Annotated in this window: 20 protein-coding genes and 1 pseudogene; 7 read left to right on the forward strand and 14 right to left on the reverse strand. The window is 47.9% G+C overall.

Annotated elements, in window-relative coordinates; translation table 11 throughout:
* Positions 1–75: 75 nt before the first annotated feature.
* From WDY75_RS19395 to WDY75_RS19430, 8 genes are all read right to left on the reverse strand, one after another.
* A complete protein-coding gene (locus WDY75_RS19395) occupies positions 76–858 on the reverse strand; it encodes a sulfite exporter TauE/SafE family protein (RefSeq protein ID WP_006209604.1) in 783 nt (260 codons plus the stop codon).
* A gap of 160 nt (positions 859–1,018) precedes the next feature.
* Entirely contained in the window at positions 1,019–2,146 is a 1,128-nt protein-coding gene (locus WDY75_RS19400) for an MBL fold metallo-hydrolase (RefSeq protein WP_063479221.1), read from the reverse strand.
* A 112-nt stretch (positions 2,147–2,258) separates the two neighbouring features.
* Complete coding sequence (locus tag WDY75_RS19405) at positions 2,259–2,834, reverse strand: sulfurtransferase TusA family protein (RefSeq protein WP_006209602.1); 576 nt, start codon at positions 2,832–2,834, stop codon at positions 2,259–2,261.
* Between the two features lie 104 nt (positions 2,835–2,938).
* Entirely contained in the window at positions 2,939–3,235 is a 297-nt protein-coding gene (locus WDY75_RS19410; protein ID WP_063479220.1) for a rhodanese-like domain-containing protein, read from the reverse strand.
* A gap of 31 nt (positions 3,236–3,266) precedes the next feature.
* Entirely contained in the window at positions 3,267–3,626 is a 360-nt protein-coding gene (locus WDY75_RS19415; protein ID WP_036637566.1) for a rhodanese-like domain-containing protein, read from the reverse strand.
* Between the two features lie 44 nt (positions 3,627–3,670).
* Positions 3,671–4,156 (reverse strand): DsrE/DsrF/DrsH-like family protein, encoded by a 486-nt coding sequence (locus tag WDY75_RS19420; protein WP_036637495.1) that lies wholly within the window; start codon positions 4,154–4,156, stop codon positions 3,671–3,673.
* Positions 4,157–4,241: 85 nt separating this feature from the next.
* On the reverse strand, positions 4,242–4,469 hold the full coding sequence (locus WDY75_RS19425) for a sulfurtransferase TusA family protein (RefSeq protein WP_006209597.1): 228 nt from the start codon (positions 4,467–4,469) through the stop codon (positions 4,242–4,244).
* A 131-nt stretch (positions 4,470–4,600) separates the two neighbouring features.
* Positions 4,601–4,861, reverse strand: coding sequence for a metal-sensitive transcriptional regulator (locus WDY75_RS19430; RefSeq protein WP_006209596.1), 261 nt, complete (start codon positions 4,859–4,861; stop codon positions 4,601–4,603).
* 261 nt (positions 4,862–5,122) lie between these two features.
* Between WDY75_RS19430 and WDY75_RS19435 the strand changes: the two are divergent.
* Positions 5,123–6,774, forward strand: a pseudogene (locus WDY75_RS19435) (FAD-dependent oxidoreductase).
* A gap of 85 nt (positions 6,775–6,859) precedes the next feature.
* Here the strand turns inward: WDY75_RS19435 and WDY75_RS19440 are convergent.
* Positions 6,860–8,245, reverse strand: coding sequence for an MATE family efflux transporter (locus WDY75_RS19440; protein ID WP_006209595.1), 1,386 nt, complete (start codon positions 8,243–8,245; stop codon positions 6,860–6,862).
* Positions 8,246–8,963: 718 nt separating this feature from the next.
* On the opposite strand from WDY75_RS19440, the gene WDY75_RS19445 reads away from it, so the two are divergent.
* Positions 8,964–9,575 carry a DUF1796 family putative cysteine peptidase gene (locus WDY75_RS19445; RefSeq protein WP_036636989.1) on the forward strand — a complete coding sequence of 204 codons (612 nt, stop codon included), beginning with the start codon at positions 8,964–8,966 and terminating at the stop codon, positions 9,573–9,575.
* Positions 9,576–9,775: 200 nt separating this feature from the next.
* Positions 9,776–10,588 carry a hypothetical protein gene (locus WDY75_RS19450; protein ID WP_063479219.1) on the forward strand — a complete coding sequence of 271 codons (813 nt, stop codon included), beginning with the start codon at positions 9,776–9,778 and terminating at the stop codon, positions 10,586–10,588.
* A gap of 69 nt (positions 10,589–10,657) precedes the next feature.
* On the opposite strand, the gene WDY75_RS19455 is transcribed toward WDY75_RS19450, so the two are convergent.
* Positions 10,658–11,248, reverse strand: a complete 591-nt coding sequence (locus tag WDY75_RS19455; protein WP_036636984.1) for a hypothetical protein — start codon at positions 11,246–11,248, stop codon at positions 10,658–10,660.
* Between the two features lie 172 nt (positions 11,249–11,420).
* Positions 11,421–12,260: an AraC family transcriptional regulator gene (locus WDY75_RS19460; RefSeq protein ID WP_063479218.1), complete on the reverse strand. Its 840-nt coding sequence runs from the start codon at positions 12,258–12,260 to the stop codon at positions 11,421–11,423.
* A 122-nt stretch (positions 12,261–12,382) separates the two neighbouring features.
* Between WDY75_RS19460 and WDY75_RS19465 the strand changes: the two genes are divergently transcribed.
* Together WDY75_RS19465 and WDY75_RS19470 are read left to right on the forward strand one after the other, a co-directional pair.
* Positions 12,383–13,378, forward strand: coding sequence for a Gfo/Idh/MocA family protein (locus WDY75_RS19465; protein ID WP_063479217.1), 996 nt, complete (start codon positions 12,383–12,385; stop codon positions 13,376–13,378).
* A gap of 36 nt (positions 13,379–13,414) precedes the next feature.
* Positions 13,415–14,356 carry an aldo/keto reductase gene (locus tag WDY75_RS19470; RefSeq protein WP_063479216.1) on the forward strand — a complete coding sequence of 314 codons (942 nt, stop codon included), beginning with the start codon at positions 13,415–13,417 and terminating at the stop codon, positions 14,354–14,356.
* 1,065 nt (positions 14,357–15,421) lie between these two features.
* On the opposite strand, the gene WDY75_RS19475 is transcribed toward WDY75_RS19470, so the two are convergent.
* The 3 genes from WDY75_RS19475 to WDY75_RS19485 all read right to left on the reverse strand — a co-directional run bounded on the left by WDY75_RS19475 (position 15,422) and on the right by WDY75_RS19485 (position 17,061).
* On the reverse strand, positions 15,422–16,018 hold the full coding sequence (locus WDY75_RS19475; protein WP_006209586.1) for a TetR/AcrR family transcriptional regulator: 597 nt from the start codon (positions 16,016–16,018) through the stop codon (positions 15,422–15,424).
* A gap of 145 nt (positions 16,019–16,163) precedes the next feature.
* Positions 16,164–16,619 (reverse strand): VOC family protein, encoded by a 456-nt coding sequence (locus WDY75_RS19480; RefSeq protein WP_006209585.1) that lies wholly within the window; start codon positions 16,617–16,619, stop codon positions 16,164–16,166.
* Positions 16,620–16,749: 130 nt separating this feature from the next.
* Positions 16,750–17,061 (reverse strand): hypothetical protein, encoded by a 312-nt coding sequence (locus tag WDY75_RS19485; protein ID WP_006209584.1) that lies wholly within the window; start codon positions 17,059–17,061, stop codon positions 16,750–16,752.
* A gap of 136 nt (positions 17,062–17,197) precedes the next feature.
* Between WDY75_RS19485 and WDY75_RS19490 the strand changes: the two genes are divergently transcribed.
* On the forward strand, positions 17,198–17,479 hold the full coding sequence (locus WDY75_RS19490) for a GNAT family N-acetyltransferase (protein WP_006209583.1): 282 nt from the start codon (positions 17,198–17,200) through the stop codon (positions 17,477–17,479).
* A 233-nt stretch (positions 17,480–17,712) separates the two neighbouring features.
* Positions 17,713–20,718: a PAS domain-containing protein gene (locus WDY75_RS19495; protein ID WP_063479215.1), complete on the forward strand. Its 3,006-nt coding sequence runs from the start codon at positions 17,713–17,715 to the stop codon at positions 20,716–20,718.
* Positions 20,719–20,767: the final 49 nt, after the last annotated feature.

Consider the following 20,767-nt stretch of genomic DNA (forward strand, 5'->3'; position numbering starts at 1 on the left):
GAATAAGGAAATGATGTGCCGCTTAAGGAACGTCAGAAACGATCATGAATCTCCATAGAGACCAGGGTCTGCCTATCATAAAATGTCCAGCCAAATTTTGATGGCCGTCGCCAGGATTAACACGGCTAGAATGATCTGCAGTACCTTGGTATTCATCTTCTTGCCTGCCGAAGCGCCCAAAGGAGAAGCAATCAGGCTGGCAATCACCATGATGAGTGCAGGAACATAATCCACCTGTCCTGTTGTCAACTTGCCTATTGCCGAGCCGATCGAAGAGATGAATGTGATTGCGAGAGAAGTGGCGATAGTCATCCGGGTTGGAATTTTCAGCACAACCAGCATAATCGGTACGAGAAGGAAAGCTCCGGCTGCTCCGACGATCCCGGCTCCAATTCCGACGATAAGCGCGAGCACAGCGGCGAGCCACTTGTTGAACGTAACCTGATCAAGCGATATATCGTCCACTCCTTTGTTCGGAATGAACATCATCACGGCGGCAATGAGTGCCAGGATTCCATAGATGAGATTGATGCCGTCTTCACTCATCATGTTGGAGCCGAAACCGCCGAGGAAGCTGCCCAGCAATATGGCTGAGCCCATATAGATAATGAGCGTTTTGTTTAAATAACCGCCTTTGCGGTATGCCCACACCCCGCCGATGGTTGCAAAAAACACCTGTACAGCACTGATTCCGGACACTTCATGCGCCGTAAATGCCGCTAGCCCGAACAACGGCGGAATGTACAGCAGCATCGGATATTTGATAATCGAGCCGCCGATACCGACCATGCCTGAAATAAACGAGCCAATGAATCCAATGAAAAATATGGTGGTGATGAAGATTGCGCTCAGTTCCATCATGATGCCCCCTTATATCTTAGGAAAAGGGAACCTGTGCCGGTTCCCTTTCCCCATCCATCTGTGTTCATTCATCAAGTTTACTTGATCGAGTCATGAAGTGATCATCCCTCATCACTCTGAATATAGAGTCGTTCAAACGAATGACGATCCATCCAGATCAGCGTACCGCACAGCGGTTAGGCCCGATCTCCATCTCACGCTGCTTGTCGGTGTCCGGCAGCATTTTCCCCATGTTCGTTTGACGAATTTCTTGATAGCTGTTCGGCTGCGGAGGCAAATTCTTCGTTACCATTGTTCGAAATTCTGCTTCATCGGACATATTCAGGCCGTGGTTATCCCGGTACAAATCGCCCAGTTTCTTCGCAACCGTCCCGTCCTCGTTCAGCTCGTCCATGATCATAAAGTGGGCTGGCAGCACGGTCAGATCATCCGATAATTCGGCGTAACGGGCATAAAGGGTTTCTCGCAAATCGCCAACCCAGTCCTCTGCCAAGCCGGCCAAGTCCGGGCGACCAATGGAATCGATAAACAGAATATCGCCTGTCAGCAGGTACTGATCATCGATGACAAACGAAGTGGAACCGATGGTGTGACCCGGAGAATAGAGCGCTTCGATGCTGATGGTGGTGCTGCCGATTCTTACCTTTTCTCTATCCTGCAGCGGTTTGTACTCAAACACGACCTCAGCAGCGTCTTTCGGAGGAAGCCAGTATGCTGCACCCGTTTGCTCTGCCATCATTCGTCCCCCGGAAATATGGTCGGCATGCAGATGAGTATCCAGCACATGCCTGATTTCAGCATTGATGCTTCGAGCGAATTCAAGATAAACCTCGGTCATACGGGTCGGATCAAACAAAGTAGCCTCACCGTTCGATACCGCCATATAAGACAAACACCCTTTTCCTATCCGAACAAACTGATAGAGCTCACCGCCGTCTGCGAGGTTTCCGACCTTCAGCGGAACCAGATGTTCACTCCACGCTTTCATGCCGCCCTTCAGGTAAGCCACATTCCGGCCATGCTCGGCCAGCATCTCAGCCACCATTACCGAGGAGCCTTCCTTGGCGCATACCACGAGCACCTCTTGATCTGACGGAATCTGATCCAGAATATCCTCTACCCCGTCGATCAGATCAAAGTAGGGTATATTCAGATGCTTCAATTGTTCACCTTCAATCTTCCACTCTTCAAAATCCGAAGGATTGCGAACATCCAGAATGAACTGACTTTCTTTATGAATTGCCTTCATGGCAAGTTCTTGTGCTTGCATTTCTCGTACTGTCATGTTGAAATTCCTCCCGTAGATTTATAATGCCTCGCGCCATCAACCTGCATATCCTACGCCCTATCAAACCGTCAGTCTTGCATAGGCACCCAGCACCCTGTGATCCATCAGCTTATTCGTCCAAGCCCTTCGTTGCTCCGCTCCAGCCGCTCATTCCCGGCACTACGTTTAGTACACTTGTAAATCCGCTTGCGGCAAGCTTTTGTGCCGCCATATCACTGCGGGTTCCCGTGCGGCAGATAACGTAAATGAAGTCCTGCCGATTCAGTTCATTCAATCGCTGATCCAGCTCGCCAAGCGGAATGGACACTGCATTCGGAATATGCTTGAAGGCAAATTCCGCCGTTTCCCTCACATCGAGAATCACGACCGATGCGCCGGATTGCAGCTTCTCTTCCAATTGCGCATTAGTAGCCACATGCGGGTAGGATCGTTCCGCCGACTCCTCCCCTGAAGACTTGCGCAGGTAATGCTTCAGCACGTCACCCTCTTCAATCGTTCCAAGATAATGGTGTCCCGAGCTTTCCGCCCACGCTTTCAGGTCGGCCTTGGACCCTTTGTCAGTCGCCTCAACCTCCAGCACTTGGCCACCTTCAAGTTCCTTCATCACTTTTTTCGTACGAACGATGGGCATCGGGCAAGCCAGCCCCTTCGCGTCAAGCTTTACATTGGAATCAATTCCGGCCATATCGTTTCGAGCCTCCATTCTATTTTTTATACCACCCAGGGTATATTTCATTCCAAAAAAAAGGTGCGTCAAACACACCTGTTACGGTTATACCGAAAACCAGCCTACTCGGTCTTGCCTTCCCATGCGAGCATGCCGCCCGTCATATTGATGACTTGATAGCCCTGACCCTCCAAGTATTCCGTCGCCTTACCGCTGCGACCGCCGGATCGGCATACCACAATGTACTCCTTCGACTGATCCAAATCCTGCTTACGAAATTCAACCAAACCAAGTGGAATGTTGACTGCGCCTGGAATTTTTCCTTCTGCGACTTCTTCCGTCTCTCGCACATCGATAATATGCAGGATTGTTCCCTCTTCCAGCTTCTTCTCTACTTCTTTAGGAGAAATCTCTCTCATACCTGTATACACTCCCTCTTCATATTAATATTCAGGACCACGTACTCATACCGCCTTTGACATTCGTTACCTTCTCAAAACCCGATTTCTTCAACAATGTACCCGCCTTACTGCTTCTCATGCCGCTCTGACAGATCAATACCACTTCCTGATCCTTCAAAAGTGAGTCACTGCTTAACCGAAGCTGATCCAGCGGAATATTGCGAAAGCCTCGAATATGATTTGCCTTGAATTCACGCGGTGAACGGACGTCGATGAATTGTTTGTTCCGATCCGCCAGTTCATCCTTGAGCTGGGCTGCCGTAATCTGCCTGACTCCCTTCGCCGGAAGAATTCTCCATAGGATAAATAAAATAATAAGTGCAATGAACACGATATTTAACATATTCATCATGAATTCCCCCTTGATATTGAGGTACAATCGCCCATCGCTCATTAAATGAACAAGTTTACGTTGCCATCCTGGGCATCACCCAGATAACCGGCTACACCCGCATATTCAATATCCTCAAACAGCTCCTCTTTTTGCAAACCAAGAAGATCCATCGTCATCGTGCATGCAACCAGCTTCACGTCTTGCTCCTTAGCCAGTTCAATCAACTGCGGCAGCGGAACAGCATTGTGCTTCTTGATAACGTCTTTAATCATTTTCGGACCCATCCCTGCAAAATTCATTCTGGAGAGTCCCATGTTATCTGCCCCGCGCGGCATCATTTTTCCGAACATTTTCTCCATAAAACTCTTTTTCTTGGGCAGTAAAACCTCCTCATCCTTGCGAAGAGCGTTCAACCCCCAGAAGGTGTGAAATATCGTGACCTCATGATCGTAGGCGGCGGCACCATTCGCAATAATGTAAGCAGCCATCGCCTTGTCGTAATCACCGCTGAATAGAACAATCGTTGTCTTTTTGGCTTCTGTCACCTCGTGATCTCCCCTTGTAATTCATAATGTTAGATTCCACTGCATTTCCTCATACCCCTATGGGTATGTTAAAACTCAAAAAAAATTATCCCTTCTTAATCCAAAATTTCAACACATCGCCGTCCTCTTGAAGTTCCAACAATTCGTTGCCAGTCGACTTGGCCCATGCCGTCAAATCGCTCTTTGCGCCTGGATCCGTTGTATGAATCTCCAGCACCTGGCCTGCTTCCATTCCCTTCATCTCCTGCTTCGTTTTCACGATCGGCATGGGACATGCCAAACCTGTGGCATCCAATACTTTATCCACGTTCATCATGATTCCTCCTTACACGTAATGAAAAAGATCTATTTTAATACCCATAGGGGTATATTATCCAGTTATGGACGGTGTGTCAACCCTGCGATCGGGTCTCAACCTGCTGCTCCAACAAAAAACAACGACGGTTATCTGCTTCGTACGAGCAGGTTCACCGCTTCAACCACAAGCTTTTCTGTATCTTGTCCGCTTTCTTCGGCTTTCTGTACACATTCCACAAGGTTTGAGCTGACTACGACGCCAATCGTACGATCAATCGCCGTCCGCGCTGCCGATAGCTGGGTAATCACATCCTTGCAATCCTTGTCCTCCTCCATCATCTTCAGAATGCCCCGCAGCTGACCCTCAATGCGCTTCATCCGATTTTTCATCTGATCATTGTAATTCATCTCAAATCCTCCTGTCTGTATACGAATTTAATTACCCTATAATTCTTATTGATTTACATGACATCAAATATATACCCATAAGGGTATAGTGTCAAGTGTAGGGATATCTCCATCTTCATGATGAAGTTTCATTTGGAATCCATTGAACTTATCCCCTTTTTTATTTTTGTCACACATTTCATGTCTGCTCTATGCTATTATACCCCATAGGGTATATAAAAAACCATTCATAATATCCACCAATATAGGGAGGAATATACTATGGGCAACAAAATCATCATTGTCGGCGGTGTAGCCGGAGGAGCTTCGGCAGCTGCCAGGCTGCGGAGACTGGACGAGAGTTCGAGTATTATTTTAGTGGAACGGGGAGAATATATTTCGTTTGCCAACTGTGGTCTGCCATATTATATAGGAGAAACGATTAAGGAACGCAGTAAGCTGTTGGTTCAAACCGTACCTGGTCTCAGCAGCCGGTATCAATTGGATATACGGAATTTAAGCGAGGTTACGTCCATTCAGCGGCAAGAGAAGCAGGTTACCATTAAGAACCTTAGAACCGGGGATATCTATACCGAAAGTTACGATTATCTGATTCTCTCGCCTGGGGCGAAGCCCATCGTGCCGGATATACCCGGCCTGTCGGAATCCCGCAACGTATTCACACTGCGCAATATCCGGATACCGACCGGATCAAACAATATATAGAGAAAGAAAAGCCGAAAGAGGCCGTTGTCGTTGGGGGTGGATTTATAGGTCTTGAGATGGCTGAGAACCTGGCCGAACATGGTATTCAGGTAACACTCATTGAAATGGCTAACCAGGTCATGGCTCCTCTAGACTACGAGATGGCCTCCATCGTACATTCACATCTGATGGAACAAGGGGTCCGTTTAATTCTGGAAGATGGTGTTCGAGCCTTTCACAATGGAGGGAGCCGGATCGAGCTTTCCAGCGGCCTGCTTGTGTCCACCGATATGACACTCCTGTCTATTGGCGTTCGTCCCGAGAATGTGCTGGCTGTTGAAGCAGGTCTGCAAGTCAATGAACGCGGCGGCATTCGTGTGAATGCCCATATGCAAACGTCTGATCCCCATATCTATGCCATCGGTGATGCCATTGAGGTGAATGATTACATTCACCAAAGCCCTTCCATCATTCCTCTCGCAGGACCTGCCAACAAGCAGGGACGCCTTGTCGCAGACCGTATCTATGGGAAAAGCAGCAGTTATAAGGGCACCCTTGGCTCCTCGATTGCCAAAGTCTTTGAACTGACGGTAGCGGCTACGGGTTCCAATGAGAAACGACTCAAGCAGATGAATATCCCTTATCAGGCCATCCACATTCATCCTTTGTCTCAAGCCGGATATTACCCCGGGGCGTATCCAATCTCGTTGAAGCTGCTGTTCCATCCGGAAAGCGGACAAATCTTCGGCGCACAGGCGGTTGGGGCAGATGGGGTGGATAAACGAATCGATGTGATTGCTACAGCGATCAAGGGCAACCTCAACGTGTGGGATCTGACGGAGGTGGAGCTTGCGTACGCTCCCCCCTATTCCTCTGCCAAGGACCCCATCCATTACGCCGGATATGTTGCATCCAACATACTGGATGGGTTGGTTGAAACCGTACAATGGTTTGAAATGAACGACTTGGTCTCAAGCGGCGCCACCTTAATTGACGTGCGTGAACCCAGCGAGCGGGAAGCAGGTTATATTGAAGGCTCCATCAACATCCCGCTGAACGACCTGCGCAGCCGTTTGAAAGATCTGCCGCAGAACGAAACCTTGTATGTAACCTGCCAGGTAGGGCTGCGCGGCTATTTGGCAGCACGCATACTGACTGAGCATGGCTTCCGTGTAAAAAACCTGGACGGCGGCTGGAAAACGTACGCTTCGGTTTATAAGTCATCCTAACCGGGCCCGCCTTGGTCCGGCTATGAAAGAATATGTAAAAAGCCCCGGTTTCGGGGCTTTTTCCTTAACAAGCATATAGAATCACCTAAATTAACTTATGCGCATACCATTTCTTTCCACGGAATCGCCATAGGAAAATAGCTCCCCGCACACCCCATTCGCAGTTCATCGCGAGCCACACACCGAGAATGCCATAGCCTAGGACAATCCCCATAATATATCCGAGAATGACCCGGAATAACCACATGGTCAGCATCGACGTAATCGAAGTGAATTTGGAGTCGCCCGCTGCCCGGAGCGCCGATGGCAGTATAAAACTAACCGACCATAACGGCACCTGTACCAGCGTATTAATCAGCAGTACGACAAACAGATCGTTCACAATCTCCGGAGGCGGGTTGAACAATCCCACCAGCGGCCTGTACAGGGGCATGAGAATCAGTCCCATAAGGGCGAGCGAAAATGCGCCCAGCCATAAAAAGGATCTGATGAATTTGCGGGCATCCGCAATATTTCCACGACCGATGCACTGACCTACCACGGTTACGATCGTTAAGGACAATGCACTCGCTGGAATTTGGAATACCGCAGCAAGCGAAGAACCGATGGCGTTCGTTGCGATTGCGTAAGTACCCAGGCTAACGATAAATACTTGGGTTAACAATTTCCCCCCGTTAAAAAACATCTGCTCCGCAGCGAACGGGAGCCCGATAAACATAATCTTGCGCAGCATGGATATTGGAAAATGAAACAGGTCGCGCAGGCGGATATGGAGCGTTGCGTCTACTCTGAACAGGTAGTACAGTGCGCAGGCTGCACCGGCAAAGCGGGCGATGTTCACGGCCAGCGTCATCCCCATAACGCCCATATTCAGGAGCGTGATGAATACGATGTTAAGCAGAACGTAGAGCAGGTTCATGATTAACGACAACGCAAGCGACGCCCGGGTCTTGCCGATCCCCCGCAGTGCACCGCAAACCGCCTGCACCACTGCAATCCCGATGAAGGAGGTGCTGCTTCCGATCAGATAAATTCGCGCACTCTCAAGCACTTCAGGTGAGGCTGAGCCAAATAGCAGATTCAGAACAGGCTGGTGAAGCCCAATAATCAACAGAGCAATCCCTAACGCAATCATCGCAACCGAAGTTACCGTAGCCGCGGAAGCCCTTGATACCATCAGGGCATTGCCGCTTCCCTTATACTGCGCCACCACGACGGTTCCCCCGGTGGCCACCGCCACAAACACATTGATCAGGAATATATTCAGGGAATCCACCATGTTCACGGCGCTGACAGCCGCTACCCCCGATGAGCTGATCATGGCCGTATTGACCAAATTCAAGCCAATAATAAACGCCTGATCGATCAGAATCGGGAAGAACAGAGCCAAGATCTGTCGGTAATCCATCGACTCCCCGGATAAATTTCTTTGAAGCAAGCCGTTCATTTGGGTTCGTAATCGAACCAGCATCTGTCATCACATTCTTTTCGCTGTAATATAAAGAAAAAACTCTTCATACGAAGAGCTTCAGGCTAACGGTATATAGAAAATGCCGCCGCAACTGTTCCTCATGGGAGAGCTCACTCCCTCGCCAAGGGGACAGATACGGATGAATTCATTTGATCCCGGATAAACCCCGTCTTTGATTGGAGGATATCACCAGACCCGAGTCCTGTCAACGGATGTGCGCCACAGCAAAAGACCGTAAACCGCTGATATACGGAGCTTCCCAAGAGCCTGCGGGTTGAAATCCTATATAACGCAGCAGAAGAGGGTGCACCCTCCGTTAGTGCGTAGAGGAGGTGGTATCTTTGGTGCGGTATTTGCGGAAGCGAAGTTAATAACCGGAGAGAAATAATATGGCAGCAGGTTCATTCAAGAATTAGCTTGAATCTACATTAAGCAGATTCTTATTTCTTCAACAGTCGTTGTCATTCTCGGAAAAATATGAATTATATGAAAAACGAGCTGTGCGCCACTGAACTGAACCTTCAACTGTTAGAGTGTGTCTAACAATTGGGGAGCAGTTCACATTCGCGGCTTGTTTTTTTCAGGTAAATTTTCCTCAATGTACAGTTTTTTAGACATAATATTTGTAGTTGTTGCTGTACTCCACGCCTTCCCGTGGTCGTTGCCCCTTACCATCTCTATCAAAATACATATGATAGATTTAAGGAGGTCTGGTAGCATGACAACCCATCTTTCGTTTGATGCCATTTTCAGTCTCGGATACAACTGTCAAGTCGCTGTTCAGCTTAGAAGAAACAAGCTGCGCAAGATGGCAGGGCCCTGGGATTGGTTCAACTTCGCCTCGACCAGTGAATTTTGCAAAGTCATTAGAAATCAATTCAGCGAATTCATGCTGCGGGATAATCTGGACATCTACGGCAAATCCGTGAATTGTTACTATGTACGGGACAAACACTCTTCCTGCTTGTCCTTTCATGATTTCAAGAACGATCCGGAGGAGCGCCCGCTGTTTGATTACCCTGCCTTTCGCGAACGCCTGGACAGAAGGATCGAACGGTTTAACAGCTGTTTGAATTCTACTCAAAACACACTCCTCGTGCGGATCATCCCGCATAAAAAAGATGCTGAAACGATTGATCAAGCTATTCGTGAAACATACTCAAACCCAAACGTAACCCTGTTATTTGTCATGCTTGGCAATGCTCCGCACATCGTGCAGCTCCCATCGTTCTCTGACCAGGTTCTCATTATTCAAATACCGAAAGGGGCCACTTGGGAGGGGGATTTTGATGCCTGGAAGGCTGTACTTGGAAGGTTTTCTCTTAAGTAAGGGAATAAACGTTTGACAAATTCATATTTTTCCCGTATATTTACAAAAAAAGAATCGGAATCTCTTACGAAGGAAGCACCCGTAAGTCTGGCGTCTAACCGCGCCTTTCTTATGGGTGCTTTTTTTGTCGCGGATCCGGCTATCTCTGCGTCATTTACTTGCTGCGCTGGAGATCATCTTTGAATTAAGGAGCGATGTTTATGTTTAGAAGAATGCTGTTTTCATGCCTTGTTATGATTCTGTTGTTTGCTGCTGCCCCCATTCATTTCGCAGATGCGTCAACGATTGAGTTCACCGATTCGGTAAACGCTCAATTTAAAGCCACAGCTGAACGTGCTCCGGGAACCATCGGTTCCAGACTCATCAAGCAGTACGATGATTTTAAATCAGAACGCAAGCAGGCGATGGATTGGGACGATCGAATCTCCGCTCTTCGATATGCTAATGAAGTCAGAACTTCGGAAACACGCAAGCAAATTAATGAAATCGACAAGGACCATATCCATAAACTGGAGGAACAGCTCCAGGCAGCCAAGACTAAATACCAACCATTGTTTAATGGATATACCGCCCTGAACAAGCAAATTACCGCAGCCAGGAAACTTAAAGATAAATCGCTGTCCAAGCTGCTGCAATCACAAGCCGACGGAATGAAAATTCTGGTTGGCCTGGGACGTCAGGATATTCGAAACAAACAAGCTGCGCTTACGGCCGCCAAGAAAGAGAGAACGTCCAAAGCCGCTAAGATCCGCTCTATCCTATCCGAGATGGATCCGTACAAAAGCAAAATCAAAGGCGACAAGAGTGCTATATCCACTCCAAACAAACTGATGGAAACCGAGTGGAAAAACTTCAAAGCAGCTGTGAAGGCCAAAGAATCTGCCAGAACCAGCGACACCCTGTCCCGTTTATTAACCCTCTCCGGTCAGATTCTGACGAAGAAGAAAAGCATCTACCAATATGAACAGAAAATCGAGACCATCATCACACGCGCTAATGCACAATTAAAATGAGCCCGAGATACAAAAAAACCTCTGCGGCAGGCAGAAGTTTCACTGGATTGTATGGGTGCCTTGATATAGTTAACGTGCTGTGGCCTGCAATGGGTAATGGACCCCGGCCAGTCTCGACTCATCGAGCAGCGGATAATCATATAACATCCCTTCATATACGATTTCGAACGCCGGATGCTGGAAAAAATCATGCGGCGTTACCGCTGAAGAAGGACGGTCCCACAAGTGGATTCTGCTCTGCTTCATCGCCTCGGCTACAAACTGCGAACAGAAGTAGGAGCGTTCCCGTGTGATATCGAGTCTCATCAGAACACCGATCATTCCGATGAGATTGTAGCCGTAAGCATCTTCTTCATCCTTGTAATGCTGAATCACGCTTCTTGCTGCCTCATATTGCTGACTAGCCACCTGGAGACGAAGGAGAGCACAGCGCGTGCCGGGGAAGTGTCGGAATGTTCCTTCATAGACATCCTCCTCCACAAATCCACCGCTCCAGGGATTGTTGGCACATTTCCGGCCAAAACTGAATACTTCATTCAGATTCTCATCCAATGCCAGCGAAGCATGGTTATATGGTGCGGCAGTAATTCGTTTAATCAATTTGGTAAACATCGTACCTGTATCAGTCAGCAGAACGTATATATTTTTGCTATCGGTCATTTGGCTTTCCCCCACATACATTTACATATTTCACTTGGATCCGGATTTCGTCAAATCCTTCGTTAACTTCATTGTAGTAGAGGCAAGCCATTTTCATAACCGACCATAGGTGTGATTAGGACCTGGACCTAAGTCGAGTTCTATCCCTGACCCGACAACGTAATATAGATAACTATACCCCATATAAGCGACGATAGGAAGATGGTGTCATGCCTTCATGCTCCATAAATCGCTTGTTAAAATAGCTGACACTGGGATAACCCGCTTCCACTGCAATTTGTCCGATCGTTTTTTCCTTGTGATCGAGCAGCCACTGCTTTGCCATCTGAAGGCGGCATCGTGTTACAAAATCCATCGGGGTCATCTCCATCACGTTGCGAAACAATTTGCAAAAATAGTAGGTCGTTACGCCAAGCCTGGCCGCCCACTCTTCCAGAATAAACGGCTGCGCAGCCTCCTGCTGCATGATCGGCAGGAGCTCCAGAATTCGGTTCGCCGAGCTGTTTGATTTATTGTCGTCCGATAACGCGGAAGCCTGCTCTACGAATACGGCGAGCAGGGAATAAGTCAACGTGGACAATTGTGCAGGTTTGAGCATACGATGGGTCTCTGCCTCGGTTAATAGAGCTTCATGTGCTTCCTCAAACGCAGACGGCTGACGAATGCTCCATAATTGACTCTTATGAAATCCACGCTCGATAAAATAATTCTGCAAACCGCTTCCATAAAAATGGAACCACCGCACATCCCAAGGGTCGTCCTCGCTGCTGTAATAACGCTGAGCCTGCATAGGAAAATACAGCACGGCTTCTCCGGGACCCAACGTATGAACCACATTATCGATTTCAATACATCCTTTGCCGGAAGCAACATAATGGATGTTAAAATTGTTTAAAGACCCGGCGGCCCGGATTACGGTATGATCCGGTTCATCCCGGTATATTCCAACCGATTCCGGCAGGCAGAAGAACGGCATAAACGGGAGGGTCAGCAGGTGGCTTTGTCGTTTCATCGCAACGCTCCTTGAATGACAATATTGTTATATCGCACTACAAAATAATATTATATCAATTTTAATTCCTGTCTTTTATAATCGCAATATAATCTTAATAAGTCGTATAGGAGCTGATGAACATGAGCCAGAAACTTCGTTGGGGAATACTGGGATGTGCCAGCATTGCCAAACGTTCGGTCATTCCCGGATTACAGCAATCCCGTCTGAATGAAGTCGCTGCCATTGCTAGCCGAGATCAGGATAAAGCCACACAGGCGGCAGAGGAATTAAATATCCCGACTGCATACGGCAGTTATGAATCCTTGCTAGCGGATTCTTCCATAGATGCAATCTATATACCGCTCCCGAATCATCTGCATAAAGAATGGAGCATCCGCGCAGCGGAAGCCGGCAAACACATTCTATGCGAGAAACCGCTCGCCTTGACTGAAGCTGAGGCAGCAGAAATGGCCGAGGCGGCGGCTAAAGCAGGCGTGCTTCTAGCTGAAGCCTTTATGTACCGTTACCACCCGAGGTATGACATGATCAAAGAGCTTATCACTTCAGGAGCCATCGGAGAGGTTCGGGGTATCCGCAGTGCGTTCACGTTTAACAGTTCAGCCAATCATGGGAACGTCCGGTTTCGCAAGGACTGGGGCGGCGGTTCCATCTATGATGTCGGTTGTTATCCGATCAACGCCGCGCGTATTCTACTGGATAGTGAACCCGAAGCCGTCACCGTCCAAGCCTTTTTCTCGCCGGAACATGATCATGTTGATATGATGGCTTCCGGATTAATTGAATTCGAAGGTGATGTTTCTCTTACGTTTGACTGTGGGATGTGGGCAGCATATCGGAACCCGCTTGAAGTCGTGGGCACGGAAGGCCTGATTGAAGTCCCCTTCGCCTACAGCCTGCCCGAGAACGGTGCTAACTTCTTCTTAACGACCGGAGACGGTCGCAAAGAAATCGAGGTTCCTCATGCAAACGCATACAGTGAGCAGGGTGACCATATGGCCGAAGCCATATTAAACAACAAGCCCCTCCGTTTCCCGACGGAAGATGCCATCCACAACATGAAAGTCATCGACGCTTGCCTGCAATCCGCCCATGAGCGAAAGAGAATAGTGCTGTAATTGTGCTGTAATTACACCCCCAAGGAGGATATGAATATGAAATATATATCAATCAAGGGATTAGACAAACCGGTCTCTGCACTGATGAAAGGAACGGACTACTTCTATCATGATTCGTATGAGAAAGCCGCTGCTAATCTGGACGCCTATCTCGCTATAGGCGGCAATTCCGTTGACACCGCGCATATCTATTGCGGAGGTCAAAGCGAAGAAGTCATCGGCCGTTATATGCAGGAAAGAGGAAATCGTGATCAGCTTGTCATTTTGACCAAGGGCGCCCATCACGATCAGAACGGACCGCGTGTCAGCAAAAAAGATATTAAACACGATATCACGATAAGCTTTGAAAGGCTCCAAACGGATTACATTGATCTGTACGCGCTGCACCGTGATGACTCCTCTGTTCCAGCAGGCGAAGTGATTGAAGCGTTGAATGAATACATTGCGAATGGCAGTGTGGGGGCCATCGGGGTATCCAACTGGACATGGGAGCGTATCCGTGATGCAAATGACTATGCCGCCGCAAATGGACTGGTCGGATTCTCCTTCAGCAGCCCCAATCTAAGTCTGGCCAAGCCGAATGAACCGTTCTGGAAAGGCTGTGTCTCGGCGGACGCCGAAACCTGCGCTTGGCATGAGTCCGAGCAATTCCCGCTCCTCTCCTGGTCTTCTCAAGCCAGAGGATTCTTCACCGGCCGATTCACGCCGGAGATTCGAGACAATGCTGACCTTGTGCGGGTATTCTACAGCGATGAGAACTGGAAGCGGTTAGAGCGGGCCAAACAACTGGCAGCATCCAAAAATGTGACAGCCATACAGATCGCTTTGGCATACGTGTTGAACCAGCCATTCCCAACCTGTGCGCTAATCGGTGCACAGTCAGCAGATGAATTAAAATCCTGTGATGAAGGATCTCTTATTCAGCTGACAAAAGAAGAATTGGACTGGTTGGATCTTACAACGGATCAGATGTCCTGATCACACACAATGTTGGGTCCAAATTTACCGTCCAAATACTAACAACTTACCCTTGCAATTGAAGATCGTGAAGAGTAATTCCATGTATCCAAACCAAAACTCCAACCCCTATCCAAAGGTTGGAGTTTTTCTGTATCCGGATCATTTCACCTAAAACCACTCACTTAAATCGATACCACTGCTTAAGCGTTATAATGCCCACAGTCATTTGTCCAACGTATGCTTCGAACCAGAACCAAAATTTCTAACGGACTAAGCAGACGTTATTCGAAAATATCCGCCCCTTTTATAAAACTAACGGACACCAGAGTCCTAATAAACAGTAAAAATGGGGATTCAAGGCGGATTATGGTTGTATAGCGTATCTCTGGTCCGTTAGATTTGGAATAGAGCACGATATTAGCATATAACGGCCATGAGGTCCGTAAGATTTTCTAGTGCCTGTTCGTCTAGTTGCCCTACTGCTCACTCTGTTGCTCTACTGTTCATCTAGTTGCCCTACTGCTCAAGTTGCTCTACGGCTTACCTTGTACTCTACTGCTTACACTGTTACTCTACCTGATCACCCTGTTGCCCTACTGCTCACCCTGTTGCTCGTCAGCCCATCTAGTTGCTCTGCTCTTCATCTAGTTGCCCTACTGCTCTCCCGTTGCTCTACGGCTTACCTTGTACTCTACTGCTTACACTGTTACTCTACCTGATCACCCTGTTGCCCTACTGCTCACCCTGTTGCTCGTCAGCCCATCTTGTTACTCTACTGCTCACCTGTTGCCCTACTGCTCCCCCGTTGCTCTAAGGCTTACCTTGTACTCTACTGCCTATACTGTTACTCTACTGCTCACCCTGTTACCCTACTGCCCATTCTTTAGCTCTACTTACCTTGTGTCTATTGCTCACCTATTCCTTGTCGCCCTACTGCTTACTCTGTTACTCTACGGCTCACCTGGTCTCTGCAAACGCCCCTTCACTCCTCACGCACCATAATAATCATTACGAGATCCACAAGGCCAAAAAACCGACCCTGGTTCAGGATCGGTTTCTCTTAATTCTCTTCGCTTATGGCTTTCAGGCCAAGGACTTCATCCTGAATCCCTCGAGCATTCCTGTTATCACATCCATCGTTTCCTGAAGGCCTCCAGCCGTTTCCGGCATCTGTGCGATCCATAGCGAGCATTCATTTAACGCCCCTGACAAGGCATGGGTTAATGCATCCACAGGAACCGGCTTCAGAATTCCCTGTTCCTGCATCAAGACCAGCTGCTCTCTCAGATGAGTCATCGAATTCTGCTCGTCCATCTCGCGCCAAGCCTCCCAGCCCACAACACTGGGACCGTCAATAAGCATGATTCGCTTGTTTTGCGGTTCTACCACGGCAGTGATAAAGGCACGACAGCCAAGCAGCAGCTGATTCCAAGGATCCTCTGAGCTAGTCGCTTCCTGTTCTACCCGATCTGCAATTTCCGTTTGCACTAACTCAAGCACGGCAAGGAATAAACCTTGTTTATTCTTAAAATGATGGTACAGCGCGCCACGAGTAACCTTGGCTTCGTCAGCAACCTCCTCCAATGCTGTATTCGCATAACCCTTATCCGTAAAGTGGGCTCTGGCTACCTTCAGCAGCAATTGAATGGTCCCATGGGTCTCGCTTTTGCTTCTTCTCATAGTATACAGGTTCTCTCCTAAACAAAAATACTGATATTAAATTCGACGATACCAGCCCTAACACTCAGACGCAAGCGGCTTTATTTCATCCGATAGAGGATATGCCAGCTCCGTTAACAAAACAATCATGCAGGGATGGACACACTCATTTTCCAGCTCCGCTCTCGTCGGATGACCATACATCCTCGTTGTACTGCTCCAGAAAGGCCTGTGAAGGCGGGATGATCTTGATAACATCGATAAGCACCCCATTCGGGTCGCTGGTAATGAAATGCCGTTGGCCAAACTCCTCGTCCCGAATATCCAGATGAAGCGGCAGCTTCTCATTTATTATAAGCCTTTCGTACTCCGCATCAACATCCGCCACCTCAAAATTTAGAAGCAGTCCTTGTACATTCGCCTGATAAGCGGAAGGAACCGTAGGGTGATCTTTAGACAAAAAGGCGAGTTCATAGGAGTTCTTCCCTTGTTCTCCCCATTTCAGGCTTACATACCAATCGGCTTCAAAAACAATCTCAAATCCAAATAGCCGCGTGTAAAACTCTGCGCTTTCGGCTATTTGCTTTGTCATAATAACGGGATAAAATCCTTGAAGCTTCATATGGGAAACATCTCCTTATATTTGGGATGAATCCAATTTAACATACATACTGTATGTATGTAAACAATAATTTTCAATACCTTCGCATAAAAAAAGAACCTGCAGCGTTAACTGCAGATTCTTCTGCTTGCTACCACAGCAAGCTGACAGCCAATAAATTGAACAATGCAAGCGGTAATATTACATTAGGATTGGGCCCAAAGGGAGGATAACCGGGATAGAATCCTCTGTTTCCTTGTTCTACAAGAATGTACACATTCTTTGCATCTACATTAATGACTGTACCTTCAAAAGCTTCATCATCCATCGTATGGACTCTTACCTTGCGATTCATGACATTTTTCATGGCTGCATGAGCGTTTTCTCTATGCTTCTTCATGGAATGCACCAACTGATGGTCACATTGAAACAGCATTTGCTGTTGATTGGTATAATTGTTCATGATGCTCCTCCTTCATTATCTTCTAATCGCATTGTATGCAAACGGCCCGCCAAGGGTGTTCGCCTACCTGCTATTCCCGTTTAATCCATGCCAAATACGGGTATAGTACAACCAAATATAAGGAGGGCAGAACATCATGGATAAACAAAGTATACAGGCTAGAACCGGAGGTTTTTTTCTTGAAGATAACGGAAAAACAGTAGCGGAAATCTCCTACTCCCCTCAAGGAGAAGGTGTGATCAGCATCGACCATACCTATATTTCACCAGGTCTTCGGGGACAAGGGCTTGCAGACGAGCTTGTCCGCAAGGTCATAGATTATGCGCGCGAGGAAGAGCTGAAAATCATCCCCGCCTGCTCCTATGCCGGGCATTATTTTGACAAAAACCTGGACGATCGCGTATTGCTCTACAAATAGCATCCGGATCGGAACAGCATCCTATCCTATTATATTTCATTGAGAACGGATCTACCTTTTAGCTCGACCTTAGGACCTTAGCCAGCCATAAGATTGCTTCTCTTATCGGTTGGCTTTCATATGTCCATTATTTCCAAGTTCATATTGAAATTTGGGAATATCTATTGCGATAGAGTGATCCTATCCACTATGATCAGATGGTATAAGCTTAGCTCAGGGAGGCAACTGATATCATGACGCACGCAGCGGAAGATTGGGTCTGGGAACAGATGTTTAACAAGCTGCCCCTCGGGGCAATCCTGATTTCTGCGGTTGACGAGCAGGTAGTTAAGGTCAACGACCGGTTCTGCGAACTTATCGAATCGGAGCGTTCTGCACTGCTGCAGCGCAAACCTTCCGAAATCCAAGTGCTATCCGACCTATCCATCAACCAAACACTACTATCTTTAACTAATGACAGAACATCCCGTCTAAAAAAAGATTCTTTTTTCATTCGTCAGGATGGCAGCAGATTTTCGGTATCCGTGGATATATCGCTGCTTGAGCATCCTTCACCTGGAGAGGCTCCGTGGATATTATGCTGTCTTGGACAAGAAACGGTCCAGAAAGTAACTTCTCTGCCGGTCATCAAGAATGATGAATTGCTTGCACTCATCTTCAAGAGCGGACAAGATCTAATTTCCATTAGCAGCGAAGACGGAATCATTGAATACATCTCACCCTCTGCAACAGACATACTTGGCTATACCCAGGAGGAAATGACTGGGAAGCATCGAGCAGCCTTCTATCATGAAGTTGATTCTGAACAAATGAAGGAACCCGGAAAGCTATTTTCGGATGACCATAGTTTCATACGCCGTATCCGCCATAAGAATGGCCATTATTTATGGTTTGAAACGTCCTTCCAGCTGATACGGGGAACGAAAGGCGAGATTTCGAAAGTCCTTGCCATCGCGCGCAACATAACCAAGCGTAAAATCGATGAGGACACATTAGCCCAGGCGCAGCGAATCGCCAAGATCGGCTCCTGGCGTTGGGACTTGATCACGCATACGTTAACCTACAGCGAGGAAATGAGGCGAATCTATGGATACCAGATCAGCACCATCGAATCAAATCATGATTCACTGCTGGCAATGGTCATACCGGAAGACCGCGAACGCGTAGAGTCCATCGTAAGAAAAGCTCTTGTCGGTACAGCCGATGAAGTCATCTATCGGATCAAGCTTCATGACGGACATATTCGGACGATCCGAGCGCAGTGGGAGGTCTCCGTTACGAACGATGGCAGGCCCATTGAGATGGTGGGTATGGCCCAGGATATTACCGAGCAGGTATTGATTGAACAGCAGTCGCTGGACAATGAGAACAAGTACAAGCTCATCACCGAAAACTCGCTTGATTTTATATCGAGAAGCACCATCGAATGTTCAACATTTTTATACTGCTCCCCCTCCTGTTATTCTCTCCTCGGGTATCGTCCGGAAGAGATGGTGGGTACGAGTGCTTTTGATTACGTGTACGCCGAGGATATTCCCTCGCTTCAGGAGTATTTTAGCAGCTGCCTGGTCGGGAAATTGCTCACACCGATCACCTTCCGCTATATACATAAGGATGGCAGGCACATCTGGTTTGAAGTCAATTGCAAGTACATTAGCACGCAGGACAATCAGAGGAACGAGATTATCTCGATTGCCCGCGACATATCCGAACGCAAAATGATGGAATTTAAACTAAAGGAGAATGAACAGCGCTACCGCTCTCTTTTTGAATACAATCCATCTGCCGTTTACTCCATGAATCTGGACGGCGATTATTTAACGGCCAACCACAACCTGCAGGAGCTGACGGGTTATACATTGGACGAATTAGTCGGCATGTATTTCGGACCGATTGTAGCGGAAAAAGATATAGCTCGCACGCTGTACCATTTTAACCTGGCGAAGGAAGGCAGACCGCAAAGCTATGATCTGACCATTATTCATAAGGACGGCCATCCCATCGAGATCAATACCATTAACATTCCGATTTTTGTGGATGATGAAGTGGTTGGCGTCTACGGCATTACAAGGGATATTACCGAACGTATACGCACCATGGAAGAGATCAAGAAACTCAGCCGGGAGTTATCCCTGCTGCTTAACACGGTATCCGAGGGGATTATTGGACTGGATATTCACGGTCAGGTCGCATTCATCAATCCGGCTGGTGCAGCCATGCTTGATTACGATCCCCTTACCACCATCGGGAGACCCTGTGATCAGATTGTAAAAGAGATTCGCCATGACGGCACCTTCTATCGGGGCGAGGATTCCCCTCTTGTACAGGCTGTCAGGCAGGGAACTCCGCTGTCAAGAGCCGAGATCGTACTCTGGCGCGGAGATGGCACCAGCTTTCTTGCAAATTACCAGGTCAATCCGATCTGGGATCAGGGTGAACGCAAGGGCGCTGTCATGGTGTTCCGCGATATCACCGACGAAAAAGAAATCATCCGGGCTAAGGAGAATGCTGAACGAGCCGATCAAGCAAAAACGGAGTTTTTGACCATGATGAGCCATGAGCTGCGAACACCGATGAACGGAATTATCGGCATGATTGAACTGTTGAAGACAACCGAGCTCGATGAGGATCAGCGTAATTACACGGACATTCTCATGGAAAGCAGTGGCTCCCTGCTGCACATTCTGAACGAGATCCTGGATTTCAGCAAAATCGAAACCGGCAATATGACCCTCAATTCTGAGCCGATCGATGTACAAGCTTTGCTTGAGAGCATTGTCGATTTATTCTCGGCCAAGGCCAAGGAAAAAGGTTTGTTGCTATCGTGCAGCATAAACACCACGGTTCCCGATGTGATCATCGGCGATGGCTTGCGATTGCGGCAAGTGCTTGTTAATCTGATCAGCAATGCAATCAAATTTACGAATGAGGGCAGCATCTCGATGAGTGTCGAGGGATTGCACAGAACGGGAACTCAGGAGTTCACCCTTGCTTTCCAAGTGAAAGACACCGGAATCGGCATACCGGCTGAGCAGCAGCATCAGCTGTTCATGTCATTCTCTCAGCTTCATCCCTCCCTGAATCGTAAATATGGCGGGACTGGACTAGGGCTCGCGATAAGCAAAAAGCTGGTCGAGCTAATGGGTGGTGTCATCGGCGTTGAGAGCCGGGAGCAGCTTGGTTCCTCCTTCTACTTTACCATTCCGACACGTACGCTAAATGAAGATGGATCAGGATAAGTAATATGAGGACTTATTGTCTCCATCCGCACAAAAAGGGTGATCTACA

This window comes from Paenibacillus glucanolyticus (genome assembly GCF_037333485.1).
GTDB classification, from domain to species: Bacteria; Bacillota; Bacilli; order Paenibacillales; family Paenibacillaceae; genus Paenibacillus_AQ; species Paenibacillus_AQ glucanolyticus.

Bases quoted from the DNA above. Each gene is read 5' to 3' on its own strand.
- WDY75_RS19395 (WP_006209604.1), bottom strand. From the start codon at position 858: ATGGAACTGAGCGCAATCTTCATCACCACCATATTTTTCATTGGATTC.
- WDY75_RS19400 (WP_063479221.1), bottom strand. From the start codon at position 2,146: ATGACAGTACGAGAAATGCAAGCACAAGAACTTGCCATGAAGGCAATT.
- WDY75_RS19405 (WP_006209602.1), bottom strand. From the start codon at position 2,834: ATGGCCGGAATTGATTCCAATGTAAAGCTTGACGCGAAGGGGCTGGCT.
- WDY75_RS19410 (WP_063479220.1), bottom strand. From the start codon at position 3,235: ATGAGAGAGATTTCTCCTAAAGAAGTAGAGAAGAAGCTGGAAGAGGGA.
- WDY75_RS19415 (WP_036637566.1), bottom strand. From the start codon at position 3,626: ATGAATATGTTAAATATCGTGTTCATTGCACTTATTATTTTATTTATC.
- WDY75_RS19425 (WP_006209597.1), bottom strand. From the start codon at position 4,469: ATGAACGTGGATAAAGTATTGGATGCCACAGGTTTGGCATGTCCCATG.
- WDY75_RS19430 (WP_006209596.1), bottom strand. From the start codon at position 4,861: ATGAATTACAATGATCAGATGAAAAATCGGATGAAGCGCATTGAGGGT.
- WDY75_RS19440 (WP_006209595.1), bottom strand. From the start codon at position 8,245: ATGCTGGTTCGATTACGAACCCAAATGAACGGCTTGCTTCAAAGAAAT.
- WDY75_RS19445 (WP_036636989.1), top strand. From the start codon at position 8,964: ATGACAACCCATCTTTCGTTTGATGCCATTTTCAGTCTCGGATACAAC.
- WDY75_RS19450 (WP_063479219.1), top strand. From the start codon at position 9,776: ATGTTTAGAAGAATGCTGTTTTCATGCCTTGTTATGATTCTGTTGTTT.
- WDY75_RS19455 (WP_036636984.1), bottom strand. From the start codon at position 11,248: ATGACCGATAGCAAAAATATATACGTTCTGCTGACTGATACAGGTACG.
- WDY75_RS19460 (WP_063479218.1), bottom strand. From the start codon at position 12,260: ATGAAACGACAAAGCCACCTGCTGACCCTCCCGTTTATGCCGTTCTTC.
- WDY75_RS19465 (WP_063479217.1), top strand. From the start codon at position 12,383: ATGAGCCAGAAACTTCGTTGGGGAATACTGGGATGTGCCAGCATTGCC.
- WDY75_RS19470 (WP_063479216.1), top strand. From the start codon at position 13,415: ATGAAATATATATCAATCAAGGGATTAGACAAACCGGTCTCTGCACTG.
- WDY75_RS19475 (WP_006209586.1), bottom strand. From the start codon at position 16,018: ATGAGAAGAAGCAAAAGCGAGACCCATGGGACCATTCAATTGCTGCTG.
- WDY75_RS19480 (WP_006209585.1), bottom strand. From the start codon at position 16,619: ATGAAGCTTCAAGGATTTTATCCCGTTATTATGACAAAGCAAATAGCC.
- WDY75_RS19485 (WP_006209584.1), bottom strand. From the start codon at position 17,061: ATGAACAATTATACCAATCAACAGCAAATGCTGTTTCAATGTGACCAT.
- WDY75_RS19490 (WP_006209583.1), top strand. From the start codon at position 17,198: ATGGATAAACAAAGTATACAGGCTAGAACCGGAGGTTTTTTTCTTGAA.
- WDY75_RS19495 (WP_063479215.1), top strand. From the start codon at position 17,713: ATGACGCACGCAGCGGAAGATTGGGTCTGGGAACAGATGTTTAACAAG.